Origin of the sequence: Paenibacillus violae (genome assembly GCF_032461945.1) — a bacterium.
Taxonomy (GTDB): Bacteria; Bacillota; Bacilli; order Paenibacillales; family NBRC-103111; genus Paenibacillus_E; species Paenibacillus_E violae.
The window spans coordinates 1-19,963 of the sequence record NZ_JAWCUD010000022.1 but is presented as its reverse complement, the minus strand read 5'-3'; the positions used below and the strand labels follow the sequence as shown (position 1 = coordinate 19,963).

The 19,963-nt window shown below is 45.2% G+C and carries 17 protein-coding genes and 5 pseudogenes; 3 read left to right on the top strand and 19 right to left on the bottom strand.

What is annotated here, in order from left to right:
* Positions 1-158: 158 nt before the first annotated feature.
* The 9 genes and pseudogenes from RQP52_RS34975 to RQP52_RS34935 form a co-directional block, all read right to left on the bottom strand.
* Positions 159-1,889, bottom strand: coding sequence for an ABC transporter permease (locus RQP52_RS34975; RefSeq protein WP_315956069.1), 1,731 nt, complete (start codon positions 1,887-1,889; stop codon positions 159-161).
* A gap of 15 nt (positions 1,890-1,904) precedes the next feature.
* Complete coding sequence (locus RQP52_RS34970; RefSeq protein WP_315956068.1) at positions 1,905-2,987, bottom strand: ABC transporter ATP-binding protein; 1,083 nt, start codon at positions 2,985-2,987, stop codon at positions 1,905-1,907.
* A 59-nt stretch (positions 2,988-3,046) separates the two neighbouring features.
* Complete coding sequence (locus RQP52_RS34965; RefSeq protein WP_379174926.1) at positions 3,047-4,177, bottom strand: extracellular solute-binding protein; 1,131 nt, start codon at positions 4,175-4,177, stop codon at positions 3,047-3,049.
* 48 nt (positions 4,178-4,225) lie between these two features.
* Positions 4,226-5,383, bottom strand: coding sequence for an ROK family protein (locus RQP52_RS34960; RefSeq protein WP_315956100.1), 1,158 nt, complete (start codon positions 5,381-5,383; stop codon positions 4,226-4,228).
* A gap of 336 nt (positions 5,384-5,719) precedes the next feature.
* Entirely contained in the window at positions 5,720-5,917 is a 198-nt protein-coding gene (locus tag RQP52_RS34955; RefSeq protein ID WP_315956067.1) for an NUDIX domain-containing protein, read from the bottom strand.
* 335 nt (positions 5,918-6,252) lie between these two features.
* Entirely contained in the window at positions 6,253-6,711 is a 459-nt protein-coding gene (locus tag RQP52_RS34950; RefSeq protein ID WP_315956066.1) for a Gfo/Idh/MocA family protein, read from the bottom strand.
* Positions 6,712-6,906: 195 nt separating this feature from the next.
* Positions 6,907-7,455 (bottom strand): GNAT family N-acetyltransferase, encoded by a 549-nt coding sequence (locus RQP52_RS34945; protein WP_315956065.1) that lies wholly within the window; start codon positions 7,453-7,455, stop codon positions 6,907-6,909.
* Between the two features lie 36 nt (positions 7,456-7,491).
* On the bottom strand, positions 7,492-8,034 hold the full coding sequence (locus RQP52_RS34940) for a DUF1572 family protein (protein WP_315956064.1): 543 nt from the start codon (positions 8,032-8,034) through the stop codon (positions 7,492-7,494).
* A gap of 229 nt (positions 8,035-8,263) precedes the next feature.
* Positions 8,264-8,649: pseudogene (locus RQP52_RS34935) on the bottom strand (MFS transporter); the annotation flags it as partial.
* A gap of 114 nt (positions 8,650-8,763) precedes the next feature.
* On the opposite strand from RQP52_RS34935, the pseudogene RQP52_RS34930 reads away from it, so the two are divergent.
* Positions 8,764-8,938, top strand: a pseudogene (locus RQP52_RS34930) (LysR family transcriptional regulator); the annotation flags it as partial.
* 60 nt (positions 8,939-8,998) lie between these two features.
* Here the strand turns inward: RQP52_RS34930 and RQP52_RS36580 are convergent.
* The 5 genes and pseudogenes from RQP52_RS36580 to RQP52_RS36575 form a co-directional block, all read right to left on the bottom strand.
* Positions 8,999-9,136, bottom strand: a pseudogene (locus RQP52_RS36580) (DUF2306 domain-containing protein); the annotation flags it as partial.
* A gap of 102 nt (positions 9,137-9,238) precedes the next feature.
* On the bottom strand, positions 9,239-9,940 hold the full coding sequence (locus RQP52_RS34925; protein WP_315956063.1) for a hypothetical protein: 702 nt from the start codon (positions 9,938-9,940) through the stop codon (positions 9,239-9,241).
* Between the two features lie 15 nt (positions 9,941-9,955).
* Positions 9,956-10,240 (bottom strand): hypothetical protein, encoded by a 285-nt coding sequence (locus tag RQP52_RS34920; protein ID WP_315956062.1) that lies wholly within the window; start codon positions 10,238-10,240, stop codon positions 9,956-9,958.
* A gap of 186 nt (positions 10,241-10,426) precedes the next feature.
* Entirely contained in the window at positions 10,427-13,165 is a 2,739-nt protein-coding gene (locus RQP52_RS34915) for a LuxR C-terminal-related transcriptional regulator (protein ID WP_315956061.1), read from the bottom strand.
* A gap of 445 nt (positions 13,166-13,610) precedes the next feature.
* Positions 13,611-13,751, bottom strand: a complete 141-nt coding sequence (locus RQP52_RS36575; RefSeq protein WP_379175087.1) for a hypothetical protein — start codon at positions 13,749-13,751, stop codon at positions 13,611-13,613.
* Between the two features lie 35 nt (positions 13,752-13,786).
* Between RQP52_RS36575 and RQP52_RS34910 the strand changes: the two are divergent.
* Positions 13,787-14,036: pseudogene (locus tag RQP52_RS34910) on the top strand (MFS transporter); the annotation flags it as partial.
* Positions 14,037-14,458: 422 nt separating this feature from the next.
* Here the strand turns inward: RQP52_RS34910 and RQP52_RS34905 are convergent.
* The gene (locus tag RQP52_RS34905; RefSeq protein ID WP_315956060.1) at positions 14,459-15,349 is read right to left on the bottom strand and encodes an alpha/beta fold hydrolase; all 891 of its coding nucleotides are present in this window, start codon (positions 15,347-15,349) and stop codon (positions 14,459-14,461) included.
* Between the two features lie 517 nt (positions 15,350-15,866).
* Positions 15,867-16,061 carry a cupin domain-containing protein gene (locus tag RQP52_RS34900; RefSeq protein ID WP_315956059.1) on the bottom strand — a complete coding sequence of 65 codons (195 nt, stop codon included), beginning with the start codon at positions 16,059-16,061 and terminating at the stop codon, positions 15,867-15,869.
* A gap of 735 nt (positions 16,062-16,796) precedes the next feature.
* Here RQP52_RS34900 and RQP52_RS34895 point away from each other — a divergent pair.
* On the top strand, positions 16,797-17,225 hold the full coding sequence (locus RQP52_RS34895) for an Lrp/AsnC family transcriptional regulator (protein ID WP_315956058.1): 429 nt from the start codon (positions 16,797-16,799) through the stop codon (positions 17,223-17,225).
* A 379-nt stretch (positions 17,226-17,604) separates the two neighbouring features.
* On the opposite strand, the gene RQP52_RS34890 is transcribed toward RQP52_RS34895, so the two are convergent.
* The 3 genes and pseudogenes from RQP52_RS34890 to RQP52_RS34880 form a co-directional block, all read right to left on the bottom strand.
* Positions 17,605-18,249: a copper amine oxidase N-terminal domain-containing protein gene (locus tag RQP52_RS34890; RefSeq protein ID WP_315956057.1), complete on the bottom strand. Its 645-nt coding sequence runs from the start codon at positions 18,247-18,249 to the stop codon at positions 17,605-17,607.
* A gap of 967 nt (positions 18,250-19,216) precedes the next feature.
* Positions 19,217-19,693, bottom strand: coding sequence for a nuclear transport factor 2 family protein (locus RQP52_RS34885; protein ID WP_315956056.1), 477 nt, complete (start codon positions 19,691-19,693; stop codon positions 19,217-19,219).
* A gap of 180 nt (positions 19,694-19,873) precedes the next feature.
* Positions 19,874-19,963, bottom strand: a pseudogene (locus RQP52_RS34880) (NAD(P)H-dependent oxidoreductase); the annotation flags it as partial.

Sequence of the window (19,963 nt, the reverse complement as noted above, 5' to 3'; positions counted from 1 at the left end):
TTGATTTCGACTTACCACTCAATTGAACTCCTCCTTTGATCATTCCTATCTCACACGGCAAGAAATGGCCAATTTCCCGCTGTATATCATGACGTGGTTGTGAACTCCTAGGTGTTCCCACGATATGACCGAGCCTGCTTGAAGATCATCAGTGATGGTCAGAATGCGCTACCTGCTTTATCCCCTGTAATCTTACGCGAAATAAAGAGAACAATGATAATCAGAACGATCTGTAAAACGCCATATGCACAAGCTGTGCCGAATTCGAAAGAGTACATTCTCTGAAATATTTCTACCGAGATGGGAACGGTACTTGTTTTAAAAAGCAAAATTGAAGCCACAAATTCTCCAATGCCATCCACGAACGCAAGCAGTGTCCCGGCCAGTATGCCGCTAAGCGCCATTGGGAAAACCACGCGCCGGAAGCTGTACCACCAGGTAGCCCCCAAATTGCGTGCCGCCTCTTCCGTAGAAGGGTCCATTTGTATCAAGGTAGCGGATGTCGAGCGGAAAACCAGAGGTAAATGGCGAACAAAATAGGCGATAGGCAAAATCCAGAAGGTTCCTACCAGTACTTGGTTAAAGCTGAATACTGACGGTGTACTGAATGCAGCTATCAGATTAATACCTACAACTGTACCCGGCAGCGCCCATGGAAGCATAATAAAAATGTCCATTACCGATTTTCCTCTGAATTTCAAACGAACCATCGCGTAAGCAGCCGCTACGCCAAATATGACATTGCCTAATGTGGCAATGGAGCTCATTTTGAAACTGTTAACGACCGGACGCCACGTTTTGCTATCCGTAAAAAGCTCCACATAGTGCTTAAAAGTGTACTCTGGCGGTAATATTTGCGTAGTCCATTTTCCATCAACTGAAAAAGAGATTATAATAATGACGAAAATCGGCAGAAGCAGGACAATGACACCCAGGAAGGAAAGCAGCATCGCCAGATATCGACCCCATACCGTTTTCACCTCTGTCCTGTGCACAGAGACGCCTTTACTCAAATTTTGATAATTACGGAGACTTTGGTACCATCGCATTAAAATCAAAAATAGAATAGAGACGAACGATAAAATCGTCGATTGCGTCGCAGCCATATCCAGATTGCCATTTGTACGCGACAAGTAAATTTGCATTGTCATAGTCCGTTCTATTCCAAAGATGAGAGGTGCCGTATAAGAGGCCATAGAAACCATAAAAACCAATAGAGATGAAGCAATAATAGCTGGTGTCAGCATCGGAATAATAACTCGCCGCCAAATATATAATCTTCCGGCTCCAAGACTGGACGCCGCTTCCTCCAGGGATGGATCCAAGCCTTTGATTGCGGACGAAGCTGTCATGTAGAAATACGTATACATGGTAAACGTATGAACAACGAGCACTCCCCACACACCTTTAAGCGAAAAAGGGACGTGATCCAGATGAAGCAGAAGTTTCAGGGCTCGGGGAATGATCCCGCTCTCACTATATAAAAACGTAAAGGACAGCACACCGATTAACGGGGGCAAAGCCATTGGAACCATAACGAGTACGGTTAATATTTTCCGCCCTGGGAATTCATAACGCTCAAGCAAGAAAGCCATGGTGATCCCAACGAGTGCGCACGTTATCACACTAAGAACCGATAAATAAATACTCGTCCAAAGAGCTTCCAGATTTGCAGTATGCTCCAAGCTAAAGAACTTGGAGTAGCTTTTCATCGAAAACTGCCCATCCACTAAGGCACTTTGTAGAAAGGTCTGACATAAGGGAAATAGCACGTATGCCAGTAATACAAGAAATAGAGGTGCTACTAGTATATAAACGAAATTAGGTGAATGTACGATTGAACGTCTACGAGTGACAGGCTGCGTGTAGGATTGCATTTCAGATTTCATTGTCGGATCCCTCGTCTACCCCAGCAGGTATACACTTTCTTTGGGAATATAGATAGATAACTCGTCCCCACGCTGCTGGACATGTGTTTTGTGATTGACAAACATAGCTTTCAGCGAGAGCCCCTGCACCTGTAGCAAATAATTGACGCTGATGCCCGTAAATTCTGAAATCATCACCTTACCAATCACCGCATTCGTTCGAAGCTGCTCCTCCGGCAGTGCTTCACGAACTGACTCAGGACGTATGGATAAGGTAATTTTTGTGCCAACTGTCAATGTTGTGTTAGGTGAACAATTACGTGCTAAAGCCGTTAGCACGAGGCCAGGGGCAACTCGGACATTGACTTCCTCCCCACGGATTTCCTCAATAACGCCCTCCCACAAATTCGACTCACCGATGAACGAAGCTACGAACCGATTAACCGGGTGGTGATATACTTCCTCGGGTGTCCCAATTTGCTGAACGACGCCGCCATGCATGACCATAATGCGGTCTGACATCGACATCGCTTCCGCTTGATCATGAGTAACGTAGATCGTAGTTATTCCAAGCTCAATCTGTAGACGCTTAATCTCTAAACGTGTTTCTTCTCTGAGCTTAGCGTCTAGATTAGATAGGGGTTCATCCAAAAGTAATATTTTGGGTTCAATCACAAGGGCTCTCGCTAGAGCAACACGCTGCTGCTGACCGCCTGACAATTGGTCAATTCTTCTATGTGCGAAATCACCCAGATGTACCTGTCTTAAGGCTCGCTCTACCTTCTCGGCGATTTCCAGTTTCGACTTTTTTCTAACCTCCAGGCCGAACGCTACGTTTTCAAATACAGTCAAATGCGGGAAAAGTGCATAGTTTTGAAATACCATCCCCGTATTACGTTTATTCGGAGGCAGGACCGTAACATCTTCATGCCCGAAAACAATGCGTCCTGCGCTCGGATAATAGAATCCGGCGATCATCCGAAGCGTCGTTGTTTTCCCGCATCCGCTCGGACCAAGAAAAGTGAAAAATTCTCCTGGTTTAATTCTGACATCTACATTTTGAACACCTTTTACTTTGCCGAATTCTTTACTTACCTGTTCCAAAGCCACATCAATCAAGCAGGCCACCTCCCTTGTTGTAATCGTGGCGGAGGGGATCCTCCGCCATCCAATTTGACTTATTTACCGCCTTTACCTCTGATGTTTTCATCCCAGTACTGCATCCAGTCTTTTTCCTTATTCGCCATAACTGTCCAATCCAGTTGCATAGGCTTTAATTCAACGCCCTTCAACCAAGCAGGAAGCGTATCTTTGCTAATATCCGTTCTGGTAGGAATTTGGAATAGTTTCTCGGCTAATTCCACTCGCAACTTGGAGTCAAATAGAAATTCATAAAACTTTTTAGCTGCGTCCATGTTTTTTGCACCTTTAACAATACCTACACCATCTACCAGAATCGGCGCACCGCTTTTCGGATAAATAAAGTCAAATGGCTGCTTCTGCAATTCCTTCTGAATCATAATATCTTGCATATTCCACAGAGACAGAGTTCCTTCTTCACGCGCTAGCTTCAAATATAAGTTTGTAGGATCCTGCGCATATTCTTTCGTGTTTGCATCCAGCTTTTTCAGCCAGTCGTAGCCTTTCTTCGGATCTGTAGCTCCACCTTCTTTAAAAACCATTGCTGAGTAGATTGTTCTCATCGTACCGGATGCAAGAACACCGCGAATGATAATTTTCCCCTTATATTTAGCATCAAGCAGATCATCCCAATCCTGAGGTGCATCTTCCTTTTTCAGCGCTTTAGAGTTATACATAATAACCTCAGGCAGCAGCATTTCGCCGTACCAACGGTCCTTCGCATCCTTATAGAGCGCCGGTATGCTGTCGCCGAAGCTAGGTTTGAAGCTTTCCAGGAGTCCTTCGTCTGCCGCTGTCATGAGCGAGGATTGGGTTCCACCCCACCAGAAATCCGCTTGCGGATTAGCTTTCTCTCCACGGACACGTTCCATAATTTGCTGAGCGCCCATCGTAAGCACTTCAACATCAACATTGGGATTCTTCTCTTTAAACTTTGGAACAATCTCATCCACAACGTTTTTATCTCTAGCTGTGTAAATGACGAGTTTTTGCTTCTCTGAGGCCTTTGGAGTTTCGGCAGATTTAGCCGATTCCGCCGGTTTATCCGGCTGCTTGGTTGCTTGCCCACCACTAGGAACCGCGCTCCCACACGCTGTAACTGCTGTCATAACAGTGCAAAGAAGTATGCTGGTAACCCATTTCGATACGTTCCCCTTTGTCATTCTCATCGTTTAAATTCCTCCAGTAAATTATTTTTGGTGATTCGTTATGTAGGTTTATGTAAGGGCTTCCAAAACAATTTGAATCGCTCCAATAATTCCTGCTTTTATACCTAATGCTGCAACTTTGACAGGTGGTACAAAGGGAACCCATTCAGCGAGAAGCCTGTTTAACTTCTTTATCCCCTTTTCGCCGATGTTGACCATTTCTCCGTTAATGATTAACAACTCTGGATCCAACACACTAATCATATTAACCATGCCATGAGCCCAGTGAACGTATATGTCTTCCAAAAGCTGCTCCGCTTCCCGATTCCCGCAATCCGATTGCCTCATAAGTTCGATGATTACACTCGTATCTTCATTCCAGCCTGTAAGAATCAACCTTGCTTTTTCAATGATGCCAGAAACCGAATAATTTCTTTCGAAAATGCCATATTCACCGCGTCGGGTTCGTCCTACAGGTCCAATCATCATATAACCAATCTCACCAGCAGCTTCACGAAAGCCTCGATAAAATTGACCGTCAATAATAATTCCTGCACCGATTCCTGTACCTACATACATATGAACTTGGTTACGAATACCAAAGCCAATCCCCTGATGAAATTCACCAATGGTCATTAAATTTACGTCATTTTCAATGAATACTGGAATACGCAATCTTTCTTCCATTTCTTGCTGAACAGGCAGCCCCATCCAACCTGTGCTTGGCGCATAACTAATCGTTCCATCCGTACGTTGCGTGATACCCGGAAGTCCGACCCCAATTCCTAGAAGACGTTCTTTATCAAATCCACTTTGCTTCAGAAGGGACTTCACACCAACTTCCAGCGCGTGAATCGCCGTCTCCCCATTGGTCGGCTGGGATAAACGGGTCTCGTAATTATAAAGCAATTCACCACTAAGATCTGCTATGGACATATGTAGGGTACTACCCTCAAATACAGCGCCAATCACACCTTTAGCTTTAAAATTATACTCAAGTAAAATCGGTTTTCTTCCTCCCTTGGACTCACCAATGCCGACCTCGTTGATGAGGCCTTCTCGTATCATTTCATCCACTAAAGAGGACACACATGGTCGACTTAATTCAGTAAGCTTAGCCAAATCCGCCCGGGATACTCGCTTATTTTCCCTAAGCCGACTTATAAGCACATGTCGATTCATTTGTTTAACTAACTTGGCATTTCCAGTTTGACCGCGTCCAAGCACTTTACTCACCCCCTTTGATAGTTAAGATGACTAACAAAGTGTCTTGATACAAATCTTAAAACTGGAGGGAATATTTGTCAATCATTTTTATGGATATATTTTCCATCTAAATTCGACCTTTTTCTCCTTCATATCTGTTCTGAAATCATAGGATATATCTAAAGCAAGCATTGATTTCTCTCGGGTGACCATGTGAGCCCTGCATATTGTTCACACATATACCTAATAGATTCTTCTTGTTCTAATTGATCGTTTTTTGTCGATTCAAATTCAATATAAAATAAAATTTGGTAAGTGTTGATATTTAAGTTTTACTAAATTCCATTTTTTGTATTTTTATTGATATTGATAAATTAAGTATAAAAAATGGCAGCCGAAGCTTTGGCAAACATATGCTTCTCGTTCTGCGGCCATTAAGAATGTTTCACCCATTCCACTTGAGCCTTTCGACAAACTCCACCCAGATTTATCTTTTACCAAAAGTACCTTTTCATTTTCTATAATCACGATTCCAGCCGCAAGTTTATGAGCCAATGTTTTTTCAACTCCTTATACTATTTTGTAAGTGTTTACAAGATAAATTATCCCATGAAATTCGATGGAAATATGTGACAACTGCCATCGAAGGGAATACATCTTTCCCCTGTTCGGCGGGGATGTCCCAGATCTCTTCGTACCATTTTTTGACCATAGGCGTTGTCACTAATTTCAGTTCTCCCGCTTCCTCCTGATTGAAATGTCCAGATGTATTGTGCTCCCTTTGATTCCGCCTCTAGTCCCTTGGACATTATAAGTGAAACTCAGATATGCGCAGCAGGAAGAAATTTCTATATCAATGACAGAACACCCATGGCCATACAGGATGACCTTTACGTAGTCCTCGGCATCTCCAGCCGTATTCGCGCGATCCATGATCTTCTTGCAAAATTGTTGTAGGCAATATTGACCTGAACCACTTGTCCAATCACGCCGGATTTGATATTTTCCTGCACTTGGCGATAAGCGGGTGCGTACCTGGACTGCTGAAAAATAGCAAGCAATTTCCCTGTTTTCATCGCCTTATCAATTAAAATATCAACCTCATGTGCCGTTCTGGCAAGCGGTTTCTCAGACAATACATGAAATCCTCGATCATTTCTCTTAAACAGATCTTTGTAGTCACGGTACACATCACAATTCAGCTCTTTTTTGGCTCTTTCCAGCCGCTCTTCCAGCATGTCAGCTACTGCAACAATTTCATATTGCTCCTTCATCTGACTTAAAGAATTGGCATGTATATCACGACCGCTGCGCCCTTGTCCTATGATGGCAACTCTAATCTTTTTCATATCGTTCTAAAAACAAAAAGCCCCAAAGGCAGGGCAAAATAGCGCTTTTGGGCTTTTGGGATATTTATTTTTTGGTGGCAGCTTCATATGAGATGTTTTTCAACTACTCTAACCACCAGATGCGATCCGAAATTAAATGATAATAATATCCCAAGTAAAATAATTTTTTGGCTTAAGCATTTTATTCTATATCTTTTAAGGTTGAATCGTTATTGATTGTTCTTTTTCAAGCCATTCATTCTCTAAAATGCTCATTTCCCACACGCTCCAGAATTCGTTGCCCATCTTTCGTTTGTCTCGGGTAAGTCCTTCTTTTACAAACCCTGCTTTCTCGTAACATGCAATTGCGGAATGATTAAAATCTAACACGCCCAGACTCACTCTATGTAATTTTAATTCTTCGAACGCAATGGTTAAAACCTTTTTTACTATTAATTGTCCTATGCCTAATCCTCTAGAGCTTTTGTTTCCAATCAATACCTTACCTATCCTTGCCGATCTATTTATCCAATCAATTTGTAAATTGATATGCCCAATGGTCTCATTATTGGATTCATGTACCACTCTATAGATTAGAGATTGGACCGCATTGGTATTGGACTCTTTGATGTAATTCTCTAGTTGTTGCTCATTTAAAGGAAAGCTGAACGTTTGGCCTCCCCATTGGAATAATAGCGTTGGCGAATCGATCCATTCCATAAGTTGAATAATATCATTACGTTCGAAAGGTTCAAGTTTGATCACTAATATCATTCCCTCTATGTTTCTAATTAACTGACTTTAGTGGTATTGCCCCGTGATATGCTCATTCGTAAGAGTTAAGATCTTGGTTAGCAAGACGATCTGCCCCACATGGTATCCATAGTGTGTGGAAACCTGAACAAGTAGTCGGCGGATTACTTTTGTATCGCTGGCTTCATGGACAGGTGTCTCGATTCGGTGCATTCGCTTCCAGTCCTCGAGATCGTAACGGATGGTAACTTCCCGTGATAGATCATCATTATGCAGGGCGTACAATACGCTTTCCGACTTGGATCGAGTTTCGCGTAGAAGACCCGTCAGTTCTTCCTTTGATATCCCCTCATCCGTCGTAAATTCGCGCGAACGCTCTCGGATGAACGGTTCGTTTCCGATTGCGCTGACAAAATTTTGATATTCGTTTCCCGCCAAATGGAGACAGATGTTCCCGATACTATTTGTGGAATCATTCAATCGTTTCCAGATTAGCTCTTCGTTTAGCAGATTCAGACTTCGTTCGATTCGGCTGAGTTGCTTATTCATGTCTTCCATTACGTCTTTAATCAGCTCAATTATAGGACTCACTCCAAACATTGTTTTTAGATTCAGCTTTGCGGTAATCGCAGCACGCCTTCAAGAGTTACATGTGCGTAACCCCCAACTTGAATAACGATATCCTGTTCCATCGATTGGGTGGTTACATAAAGCGTACAGCCGGCGCAAAATCTTGTGTAGAGAGGTCGAACCCTTGTTTGCCGTCGAAAGTAAATAGATTGGTATTGCTTATGGAATATCTTCGATTAAACTCGGCCAGTTGATTCTCCGAAATATGAATTCGTACGATCGCCATTCCGACCGCAACCAACATGCTCGTTCCGATCGACTGCATAACGCACGCTGCGATAAGCCATCCAAAATTGGGTGATAACGGAGCTAGTAATGATGCAACAAAGGAAACTGCAAGACAGGCAAGAAATATCCTCCTGCGGCCGAATAAATCACTGACCTTACCCATCATGGGTTGAGCGATCGCGCTCGAAATGTAGAATGAAAAAATAATCCAAGAAACAACGTTAAAAAATCAAGGCGGTACACATTTTGCAGTCTGGCTATCGCAACAGCAACCATCGAAGAATTTAAATGGTTCAAGAGTATCCCAAGGCCCACGGATATCATCAACCATCTACTCCGAGCATTTATTTTGGACTCCCTCCTTGTGTTGTCTAAATAAATCATAATTGAACCCGTTCAAATACTCCAACGCATTTTATACTATAACTTCATTCACTTAAAGTAATGATCGAGATGGACGATATGGAACTGCTTCAGCTGCAGTATTTTCTCGCCGTTGCCCGTATGCAGCATGTGACCAAAGCTGCAGGAAGTCTTCATCTTACTCAATTGACACTAAGCGCGTGGAGGAGGATCTAGGGGTCTCTCTATTTGATCGAACCGGAGAAAGTTGCGACTCAATGAGTCCGGAACACGTCACACTCGAATTGGCATAAGCCCTTGCCGAGTTCACCCGGTGGGCCGAACATAAGAACAGCGTCATCCACAGCCCTGTAAGCCCAACCAACAGGCCGCATACAACAAGGAGTTGCCCGGCCGTGCGGTGCCAGCCCTGACTGCGCCGCCGGAAACCCGGTGCAAACTGGAATACGCCAACTCCCGCGGAGAGCGGAATGACGCTTAGAAGGAGAAGTGAGGCGTTAAGCCGCTTTGTCGAGCCTTCTTTTGCCGAGGCACGCCGGGGTCTTGATTTTCTGTGCAGACATTCGTTTGCATATCAGCCTATCTCAAGCCGCTCGCGCCAGAGAGAATATCCCATCCAAACCAAACTTATTCCCATCGGCACTGCAAAAAGCCGATCGTATGGGTGATGAACCAACGAAGACAATAAGAGGGGTAAAACGGTACTGAACACAAGCAGTCCACCCCCCCAACGCGATAGGATGCCGGCACGTATTACAGCGATTCCAAACAGTAGTCCGCCGAGTAAATACATGATTCCTGTCAGCATAAATACCTTTGCGATGGCCCCAAGGTTCACCTCGCTGACGGTCCCGATCACGATTCCCAAGATGCTCTCCTCAAGCTTCGGTGCATGGGTCGCCAACACCGGCGAGATAAAGGCTTCCACGAATTGAAAGGCCATGGTGAGCACATAGAATAGGCTTAGCAGGAGATAACCCGCCAAACCCAGCCAACCGGTTTCTTCCACTTGCCTAGCGTAGATTCCCGCAATGCCGATCAGGCCAAGGAAGCACATGGCGACGCCTAAACAGTGGACGATGGCCCACCGCCCAGTGGTGACTGACGAAAGAATATCGGCTGGATGGATCGTCTGAATGACGATGAACAGCATTCCAGATGCCATAGCTACTAAGCCGGAGCTGCGAATGAGCTGTTGGACTGTTATTGCAGCTCGCCGCTTGGCGTGCACGCTGCGACTGCCTTTCACTTTTGAAGTTTCTCGATTCGTGTTCATGTGTTTGGTCCCTCTTTACTCGAATAATTGTGATTCATGCTCGCGGAGCCACCCAGCCCGTTCGCCTGTTTGGGATGACTGACATAAGGGCAGGCCGAGATCGCGCACCTTTCTAAACAAGCCGTTTAATGGGGGTTGATCGGCTATCTGAACAATGAGGACAGTTGTTCCGTCGCTTTCATGGGTGAGGCTTAGCCAGTCAAACCAGCAGTGCCATCCGGCATCCAGATAGCCCTTGAGCTGAATTTCGTAGCGCTCAGGCTCGGGGTGTTCTTTCGTTAATTCTTGTGTTTCACTCATGCTTAACCTCCTTCATCGGCTTCAATGGCTACATCTTCACTGAAATTCATGCACTCCTTTCGTATTCCTAAGATACAGCTTCATTTGGTGAGCCGGCATCACCATATGTGGTGATTTTTATAGGAAGTTTTGCAAAAAAAAGCCCAAGCAATCCAGCTTAGGCTAAGTGGGAACGTATTAGAATCGCTATAACAAATCGAGCTCCTCAGCACGACGGACTGCCGCCCGGCGGCTGTTCACTTGAAGCTTGTCGTAAATATTCTTGGTATGAGTACGCAGGGTGTTGACGGATACCCTAAGCTCGCGAGCAATGTCCGGACCGCTCATGTCGGTTTCGAGAAGCCGAAGCACGCCGCGTTCACGTTCGCTCAGCGGCTCACTCAAAGGTTGAACCGGCCGCTTGCTCACAATTTGTTTACAGGGAGCTCCGCCTTCATCCTTGTAAAAGACTGACAGAAGTCGCCGGACATAGTTTGGGGTGATCCCCTTTTTCGCAGCCGCTTCCAGAAGAACCGCCATAGGCTGCCCTTCGCCCACGAAGCTTCGGACGTACCCCCTCGCCTCTGCCAGATTCAGGGCACGTTCCAGCGGTACAAGTGCCTCAGAAGTGTTGCCTTGCATATGGTGAGCGACGGCTTGGACGATTAGGATTTCGATTGCGCTTCCTGTCCTCCCACCTTCCACCGCTGCCTGAAGGAGACGCTCTAGAAGTCTCACGGCTTCAAGCATGAAGCGGCCCTCACGGTCGCTCATATTCCGGGCCAGGAGCACCCTGGCTAGGGTGATATGTTCGAATTCGCGTGGGTAGCTAAGGTCTTCATTGACGGACAGCCCCTGCTCCCGTGCCCAGTCGAGCGCTTCGCCCAGCCTGTCTTGCGTGATCCACACCCGTACCTTCAACGCCGAAACAGGACGCACATCCAGGAAAAAATCGCTCATATACAAGTGCTCAGCCTCCTGGAGCAACTCGAGCGCGCCGTTCCGATCTCCTAGGGCCTCCCGAATTCGGGCCATTGCGACGCGCCAACGGTAATTATATTGCGGGAACCCGGTGTGTTCGCCCTGCTCCTTGCTTCTCAGTAGAACCTGCTCAGCGGCATGCAGATCGTTATACTCACGGTAGAGCTCGCTCATACCCACATAAATGTCTCCCGTTCCCCGCAGATTAGGCTCGCCTTGATCCGCCGCAAGCTGCAAGCCCCGCTCATAAGTATGCATCGCCTCGCGGAGCCGGCCTTGCACTATCAATATTTCAGCCAGAGCGATCGCACCGTTGATCGCGTCAGATATAGCCCCGGCCTGCTGCACACTGGATAAGCCCTCGCCGAACATCCGACTCGCTTCCTCAAGCTCCCCATTCCTCCAGCATGCAAGTCCCAATAGCGCAATTGCCGCTCCATTAAGGAGTCGGTCGTCCTTATGCAAGAGGCTGAGCGCCAATCTTGCTTGCATAATAGCGGTGGGTACGTCGCTGAGAACCAAGGACAGTCCGGCTCGGTACACGGCAATCAAACCTGGGAGCCGGTGAAATTCCTCTTCGTCCATGACGACCTTCTGAGCCGGTTGGTTTTCCTGCCGCTCACGTATGTCTGCCGTTGTTTCCAGCCACTGTTCGGCGTCTCGCAGCCGGTCCTCAACGGTCTCTAATTCGCCGCCTGCCAGTAATGCCCCGGCATACCACACACTGAGCACAGGCCTGTAACGGACCAGCTCATCCGGGAGCGCCTTCATCCAGCCCAGCATCACAGCCTCTTGTCTGCTCCTCTTGAGAACCGAAATCGCCTTTTCAATCAGGTTCGCCGCTCGCGTAAAATCCTCGGCGGACAACGAGTGGCGGATCGCGTCGGCCACCGAGCCATGCTGCTCGAACCATGTGCTCGCGCGCCGATGCAGCTCAGCTACGTGATCAGGTTGATCCGCCTTTAAATGCATAACAAGTACCTCTGCAAACAGTTGATGATAGCGATACCATTGGCGCCTGTAATCCAGCGGAATGACAAAGAAGTTCCCTTGCTCCAGATACTCTAATCGCAAGGCACCTCCCTCCTGACCGGTGACGGCATCGCAAAGCGAGCCATGCAGACTGTCGAGAATGGAAGTCTGAAGTAAGAAGTTCCGGACATAATCGGGCTGAAGCTGCAGGACCTCTTCGACCAGGTAGTCCACGATGTACCGATTATCTCCAGCGAATTCCCGAATAAACGCGGGTATATCCCCGCGCCCCTGCATCGAAAGCGCTGCAAGCTGAAGCCCTGTAATCCAGCCTTCGGTACGGGTCTCTAGCGCAGTAATTTCGCCCGGCGTCATATCCAGACCCATCACCTGGTTTAGGAACTCGGCCGCTTCCCCTGGCGAAAAGCGTAGGTTGGCATTACGCAACTCGGTAAGATGGCCCCGTGCGCGTAACCGGCTCAGCGGAAGTTGCGGATTTTCACGGGTGGCGATGACGAGGTGCATCTGCGGTGGGAGATGCTCGAGCAGGAAGAGGAGCCAATCATCGATTTGTTTGGCACTAATAACATGGTAGTCGTCAAGGACGAGAACGAATTTGTACGGGAGTGCTGAGATTTCATTGAGTAGAACCGTTAGAATCGATTCGGTTAACGGCGAGCTCGGGGATTGGAGTGCACGAACCACACCTTCTCCAATGTTCTCCTCAATCGTCTGCAGAGCAGCGACAAGGTAAGCCAGGAAGCGTACAGAATCGTTATCTCCTTCATCCAGCGACAACCATGCGACGAGACGTTCACAATCGGTAACCCACTGGCTGATTAACGTAGTCTTACCAAAGCCGGCAGAGGCAGAGATAAGGGTCAGCTTACGGTCCAGGCCCTCATTCAGCTGCTCGATCAGGCGCGACCTTTGGACAACTCTAGTCCGTGACAAGGGCTTATACAGTTTCGTCGATAAAATTGTAATATTCATAGCGTCACACGCAAATCATTTATGTCTACCTCATCCAACATCATTGTTTAACCCATCCTATGCCTTTTTATATAACATTCAATTGTAGTCCAGCAGGAATAAGTGTTATTTCGACATCAAGGAAAATAATCCTTTTTACTCCGTTACATAACTCCCTCTATGGAGAAACGCTTTGCTCTTAAATGCTCTCGTTTTCTCATTTTTGACCTTCAATACTTTTAAGCAGATAACATATCAATGGTATGAAGTTGGATGACACAAATTCACCTACATAAAAAAATAAAAGCTTGATTTCTCATGCTTTTTCGCTCTGGTTTATGTAGGCACATTTATGTCATTGGACAACGGCTTTCCTGTCGCCGGAGCGGCCCATTTGCCATAATAGCCCGGATTGAGCTTCACTGCTTGCTGTTTAGCACAGATTTGCTGGCAGCTCTTCCGCATCTCAGAAGCAAGGATATGCTAATCCCCGCGCGACTAGATTCTTAATAAAGACATGGTAAACGCTCGCTCGTTCGGTTTGTTTATAAGGACCGTATTCCCCTACCTCTTCGCGAACTGCTGTCGGGCCTTCATCCGGATAAATACCGCAATAGTTTAACGTATCCGAGCCATTTTCGCTTGCTTTTGTTTACTGCTTTTAGTACATTTTGGACATCCCTGTGTTACCCCTGAGTTCGCCTCCAGTATCTCTTTCACATACCGCGATTGGGCATTTGGTCTCGCAGGTGTTGCTGGAGCATTTGCGGCAACTCGGGCAGGGCGACTTGCCGAACGTGCTCTGGGACAGAGGACCACAGGCTTTGCGCTCGCTTTGTTATGGTATCTTTTCAATATACCATTATGCACTAGATATAGTAACATCTCCCTCGCAGAAAGATTATAATATACTTCGTTTATTATGCCCTTTAGCGTGACGCGGCTCCGTTGCACACCGGTGTTGTTATTTAGCTTCCCATTCAGTTAGTTCAACCAGAATCTGACAATCAGTGGTTCCGATAAAATAAAATATCCGCATTTTCAGCGGAAGATTAATGGGTCTATATTCTTGTCACTCGACAATATATTGTTCTTTTCATTTTTTAAATAAGATTATTTTTAACACTCCACTTCTGCTGGCACAATTCCGGCAGCTTTTGGTATAGAGTTAGCTATTTATGGTCCTTAATTCCTGAAGATGTGCAGCGCCTTTTTTAGGATAGCTAGTTCTTCCTGCAGATCCTTCTTCTACCCTAAGTACTTTCAGGAGTTTATGGAAATGAGCAAAGTTTATAATTAAGAGTTATATGTTTATTATTTAGAGGCTTGTGAAACAAAATCAATCACTGCTTTTACAAACTCTTGGGGCATCTCCACATGGTTCAAATGCCCACCTTGTTCGAACATTACGAGCTGCGAAGCTGGGATTTTCTCATCCATCTCTTTGGCCCAACGCGGCCCGCAGTTAAAATCGTACTCTCCAACTAAAATCAGGGTTCTGGTTTGAATTGTTTCTAAGGTTGCACGAACATCCCACATATACGGCTTGCGATTCGGATCAACAGAGAAATCCATACTTGCTTGCCACTCGTCGATACCTTCCGTAAGTTTCCAATAGTTACCGAAGAAAGCAGGCATCAAGCGCCCCAAAACCTTCAATATGGCTTCTCTATCCTGCGCTTTTCCCGTAATCATGTCCATCCATGCTTGCTTTGCATCCTGAGCTTCCGGAAGATCCGCCCAACGCTGGATGAAATTCTCGAGTTGTTGAACCTGCTCCATTCCAAGATCTTGATTCATACACGGAGCCGAGCTGTAGAGGATGAGGCCGCCGAGTTCGTCCGGAAAATCAAGTGCATATTGTAAGCCTACGAAACCGCCATGCGAGTGACCTAGGAAAAATGGCTGTTGCGCTCCAATATGTTCTGCTACTTTATGAGCGAAGTAAGCGTATTTCGGCATCGTGTAGTCTCCGTCTGGAAGGTTATCGGAATTTCCTGTGCCTACTGCCTCCAAATAGATAACGGTCATGGATTTTTCTAGCAATGGCATACGCATATAGCCCCAATGAAAACCAGGGCCTCCTGCATGAACAAGACAAATCGGACCTTCTCCTGCAATATGATAAACTTGTCGTATACCATTAATGACGAGCTCGTGCATAACTGGTGTATCAATGGAGGCTTGAAAATTAGATGAAGTCATGTAAATTCTCTCTTTCAGTTCATTTTTAAAAACAAAATAGCCGTACGTATTTCATATTACATTTCTTTGTTTACACATCTTCGTATAGAAAGCACTGGACGCTTAAACACCTATACTTCGTGAAAATATTCGACCTTTGCTTATGACGAAACATTTAGCGAATATGCAGACATTGATGTACCGGTCAATAACTGCAACTCCCCAGCCTACCGCTTGATCCGGACTACTCAAAAATCATCGACCTGTAGCCTATTGTTTCCACTAGATAACCAATAGCCTCACAGGCCGATTACATTTTATTTTCGGTTATTGGCCGTAAAACTGCCATTTATTTGGGATATTATCTCTAAATTAAAGACCGGGATAAGTAATATGATACTTTTTGGAAACTGATAACAAATTTTGCATAGCCTCAGGAGTAGGTGGCTCTATATGAGCTTCCATCCCTTCAACATAAGGAACACCAAGTTCCTTCACAAAAGAATCAAATCCTGCAGGGTACGCGGTAACCAGAAACTTAGCTGTATCTGATTTTTACTTTGAAAGTGTGTGGAATGCCGCGCGGTGCGAAAACATATTCTCCACTTTTCACCAAAATAGTCTCCGTACCTAGCGTCATCTCTATTTCTCCATCCAGAACGTAAAAAGATTCATCTTCTTTTTCATGCAAATGCAGTGGAGGTCCATCATCTTTCTTGACAGCACAATGCACGACGCAAAACTCTCCGTTCGTATCGTCCCCACTTACCAATATTGAATTTACGTCACTAAGAAATAGGAATGTATTTTATTGTTATTATTTCTGTACATCACATTTGCTTTGCTTTGATTACTCATCTTTTGTAGGCTCCTTCTTAGTGAGAATTCTTGATGAATCTTAACTTGCTAACCGGCTGATAAGTTTATTATAGCTACTTGCCTCGTAAGGAGTTGTTCCCTTGGGCTATTCATTTTGATATATATAATTTTTCTTACCGCATAAACAAAAAGGCAAAACGAATTAGCAAGTTCCTCTATTGAAGAACCGAAAGCATATGCTTCCGCCTAACGAAGACACCACAAGCACATGCTTTGCTTGCCCCGCGCATCCATAAGGTAGCCATCTACTTCATACACAATCACCGTTTTCCGGGAATGTCGACTTGATAGGTTTATGGCAAGCTTTGTCCGTAATATGTTTCGTCTGACATGGCAATAATGGTTATGTCAGAAAGATAATGGAGGTTTGAATCTCCTTTGCCAACTTATCACTGAACATCTGGTTTATCAGAAAAGTTACTCCCTGCATATTCAACCAAAAAGCCGCATGACGAATAAATTGATGTGCATTCCTCCTTATGATTAATTTGTAATAATATCAATGATAACGCTAACGCGTGAGCTTGGTATATAACTTAATGAATGTGTTTAGACGGGTTTACTTACACAGTGAAAGGAGAAGACCCGAATGGTCAACCAAGCTATTGATGATATTGATCTGAGGATTCTATATACGCTCCTCGACAATGCGCTCCTTACCCACAAGGAGATTGGAGAGAGCGTCCACCTCACAGGGCAGGCGGTTGGTGCGCGAATTCGCAAATTGCAAGACTTCGGAGTTATCGATGGATATACGCTGCGTTGGAATCCTGAAAAGATCGAACTTAACATTCATGCCTTTCTAACCGTGTTCATTTATTCAAACCAATCTCATCAAGCCTTCCGGAGCTTCGTCCAGTTGACGGAGTCTGTGAAGGAAGTATATCGCGTAGGCGGAGAAGGATGCTATTGGTTGCGCATTCTAACAAACGGCAGTTCTGAGCTGAACAAGCTGTTGGAGGAAGTGCTGAGGTATGGCAACTATAAACTGAGTCTATCGATCGAACACGTCAAGTAGTCTAATCTTTCTAGCCTCAGGTCCGTCGTACATAACTACGTTAGGGAATTTTTCAACTTCCTCAGAGTCATCATTCAACTATCCATTTCAAGGCAAACGCAAAAGACGCTGACGGCCTAAAACGAACGCGTTGTTGAGAGCTAGTCAACTTTATATTCATACATATTTGGAAGTATCCAGCCCTTTTACTTCAATGAAAAAGCAGCCGACCATTCTGGCCGGCTGCTCTAATGTTAGTATTTTCCACTACGTTTCCGTTAGCTCAACAACATTTGTCTACATATTGCTTACCCACAATGGCTTGTCCTCGCTAATTAATTGTGGAGTTAGTTCTCTAGGCCGTATACGGCAAAGGGTAATCTTTTATTGAAGTATTTGATTACTTTATCGGTTGAATCGGATTGCTCTTCAAAATATCTTCCACTTCTTGGTAGCCATCAGGGTAGGCAAAGTTATAGCGCGCCGGAAGTGCGAACACGTATTTGTCATTGCGCGCCAGTTCGCTTGGGCCGAAAGGCGCTGCGCCAATGTGGAATTTATCCTGCTGAAGCTCGTTCCATTGGTCGACAGTAAAGACAAAAATAGGGATATCCTGTCTAGGCTGTTCAGCGGTCCATTTGGGATGGCGGATACTGAGGCTCGCGCCGCTAACCTCATCGCCTTGCGCATCCCCTACAGAACGACCTTCCCATTTGTCCGTTACGATCGTGTACCCTTTCCAACTGTCGGGCAGCGTGAAACGGAAGCCATATTGGGTATTCTCATAGACGGTTTGGCCTACTTGACCCATTTGTCCCGTAATACTAATCTCCCGTTTGTCCTCGTCCCACTTTACATTAGCTCCAAGTGACTCAGAAACAACCCTCAAAGGAACATAGCTGGATCCATCTACGATCTGCAAATCCGCATTGACTATTTTCCCGTTTATAAATAATTTAATATCCGTTGCCGCATAAGCGCCAATAGCAACAGATGCTGCGATAACACCAGTAAGTCCAAGTGCAATTAATAATTTCTTCTTCAAGTAAATTCCTCCTCTTTTTGTTTCCCCATAATTTTTCTCTATTACTTACGTGAGTTTCTATCCCCTCGTTGAGCTTAGTTTTCGCTTACAGTACCTCAAACGCATGATTGGTTGAAATTGTTGCAAAAAATTTTTATCCATCGCATTAGTCTATTGTTAGTTGTCACCATGAAGCAAATTCATAAAGTCTTCTAACTCTTAAACCTTTCGTCGCAACACATATATTACCTTTTTCCCCTAATTTACAGATCATTATGCTACCCTTTAGCTTATAGCTTAAAGAAATTGAGCAGCTACCGCCAGGTAAATTGCTCAATAATATGTTGAACTAACGTTCGCCGTCCCTCAGTATTAAGGATTTATCTCACGTAAACTCACTCATTCGCAGGATTTCATCACTTTGGAATACAGCGGCCGTAAGGATATTAAGTTGCAGCGAACGTAAAGTTAACCTTTTTGGTCATACGGGAACAGAGGAACATATGGAATATTTCCCCATATCATACTCTACTGCACGCATACTCCACAATTCCCTCGGAGATTGACCATCTCAAGGCTCTACGGGTCGTCGCCCTAACATTCCTTCGTTACACCTATCCAAGGTGTGGAGACCGATAGCGTTTAGCGGATGGGGTTGTGCCCTTTTGGAGAACGAACTCGGTCCTCCGTGGTGTTGGTTATCTACCCGTCGACAAGACCATCATACCGAGGCGCTCCTTTTTTGACAAAGCCCATTTCTTAGGCTATACAGGAATGTTTAGCTTAACGCTTCTGCCTTATTTTTCTCCTTCGTCGTCATCTCAACCAACCTTGAATATACCCATACTTTATCACACTTCAACTAAGATAACTCCCAACTCCCGTATGCATAATGAAGGGCCGCCAGATTGGCAGCCCACATGATATTATGCTCTTTCCCATTAGGAAATTTAACGATCAGAATTGATCATATAATAAAGATTTCGAGTTACTTCCCAGTTACAGGATTTGTATTAGGATCCCAGTTTGCGAGAGGGTCCATACGGAATCTGGTTAGAACCAAACTGTTAATTTTCCAGACACCATTCACACGCTTATATGTTTCGCGATATGAACCATACCCATCATGCCCTGGTGGAGCGTCCTTCGTGGCAGGGTAGGTCAACATATCCTCCATTGCCCAGATTCCCTTCGCGTTATCCATATCGATCAAATCAATCTCGGGCATATGTCCGTGGTGAACCGTAGGCGCCGCACCGATGACAGCTCCCGCCCCATTGGCGAATGCTTCCCCGCCGGTAAATACATTGCCATCGATTTCAATTTTGGCATCAGGTGTAAAAAGCTCGGCAAATTCCGACCATTTTTTTTCATCGATAAAACGGAAATAACGGGCCTTCAATTCTTTGATCTCTTCAACGTCTTCTAATTTATGATATCTCTGTTCAAGTTCAGTGATTTGCACTGCTTGCTGGTCTTGAGCTGCTTGCTGTGCCTGATTATTTTGATCCGTGCATCCCGAAATAATAATAGTTAAAATAACAAAATCAAACTTGTTTGAAACATTTTTCTCTTCAACATATCGTCACGTCCTTTGTTTATATACTAATTAAATTGTTTGTTCATGGTTATGGCTTTACGGACGTTACAGAATCCATTCGGATACTTGTTCCATCGTTCTTCTTGTTTTATCACGCGGTTCTTTTGCCCGATAACCGAAAGCGACCATAACGCT

Coding starts and splice junctions, on each gene's coding strand:
- RQP52_RS34975 (WP_315956069.1), bottom strand. CDS start 1,889: ATGAAATCTGAAATGCAATCCTACACGCAGCCTGTCACTCGTAGACGT.
- RQP52_RS34965 (WP_379174926.1), bottom strand. CDS start 4,177: ATGAGAATGACAAAGGGGAACGTATCGAAATGGGTTACCAGCATACTT.
- RQP52_RS34950 (WP_315956066.1), bottom strand. CDS start 6,711: ATGAAAAAGATTAGAGTTGCCATCATAGGACAAGGGCGCAGCGGTCGT.
- RQP52_RS34925 (WP_315956063.1), bottom strand. CDS start 9,940: ATGAACACGAATCGAGAAACTTCAAAAGTGAAAGGCAGTCGCAGCGTG.
- RQP52_RS34920 (WP_315956062.1), bottom strand. CDS start 10,240: ATGAGTGAAACACAAGAATTAACGAAAGAACACCCCGAGCCTGAGCGC.
- RQP52_RS34915 (WP_315956061.1), bottom strand. CDS start 13,165: ATGAATATTACAATTTTATCGACGAAACTGTATAAGCCCTTGTCACGG.
- RQP52_RS34905 (WP_315956060.1), bottom strand. CDS start 15,349: ATGACTTCATCTAATTTTCAAGCCTCCATTGATACACCAGTTATGCAC.
- RQP52_RS34895 (WP_315956058.1), top strand. CDS start 16,797: ATGGTCAACCAAGCTATTGATGATATTGATCTGAGGATTCTATATACG.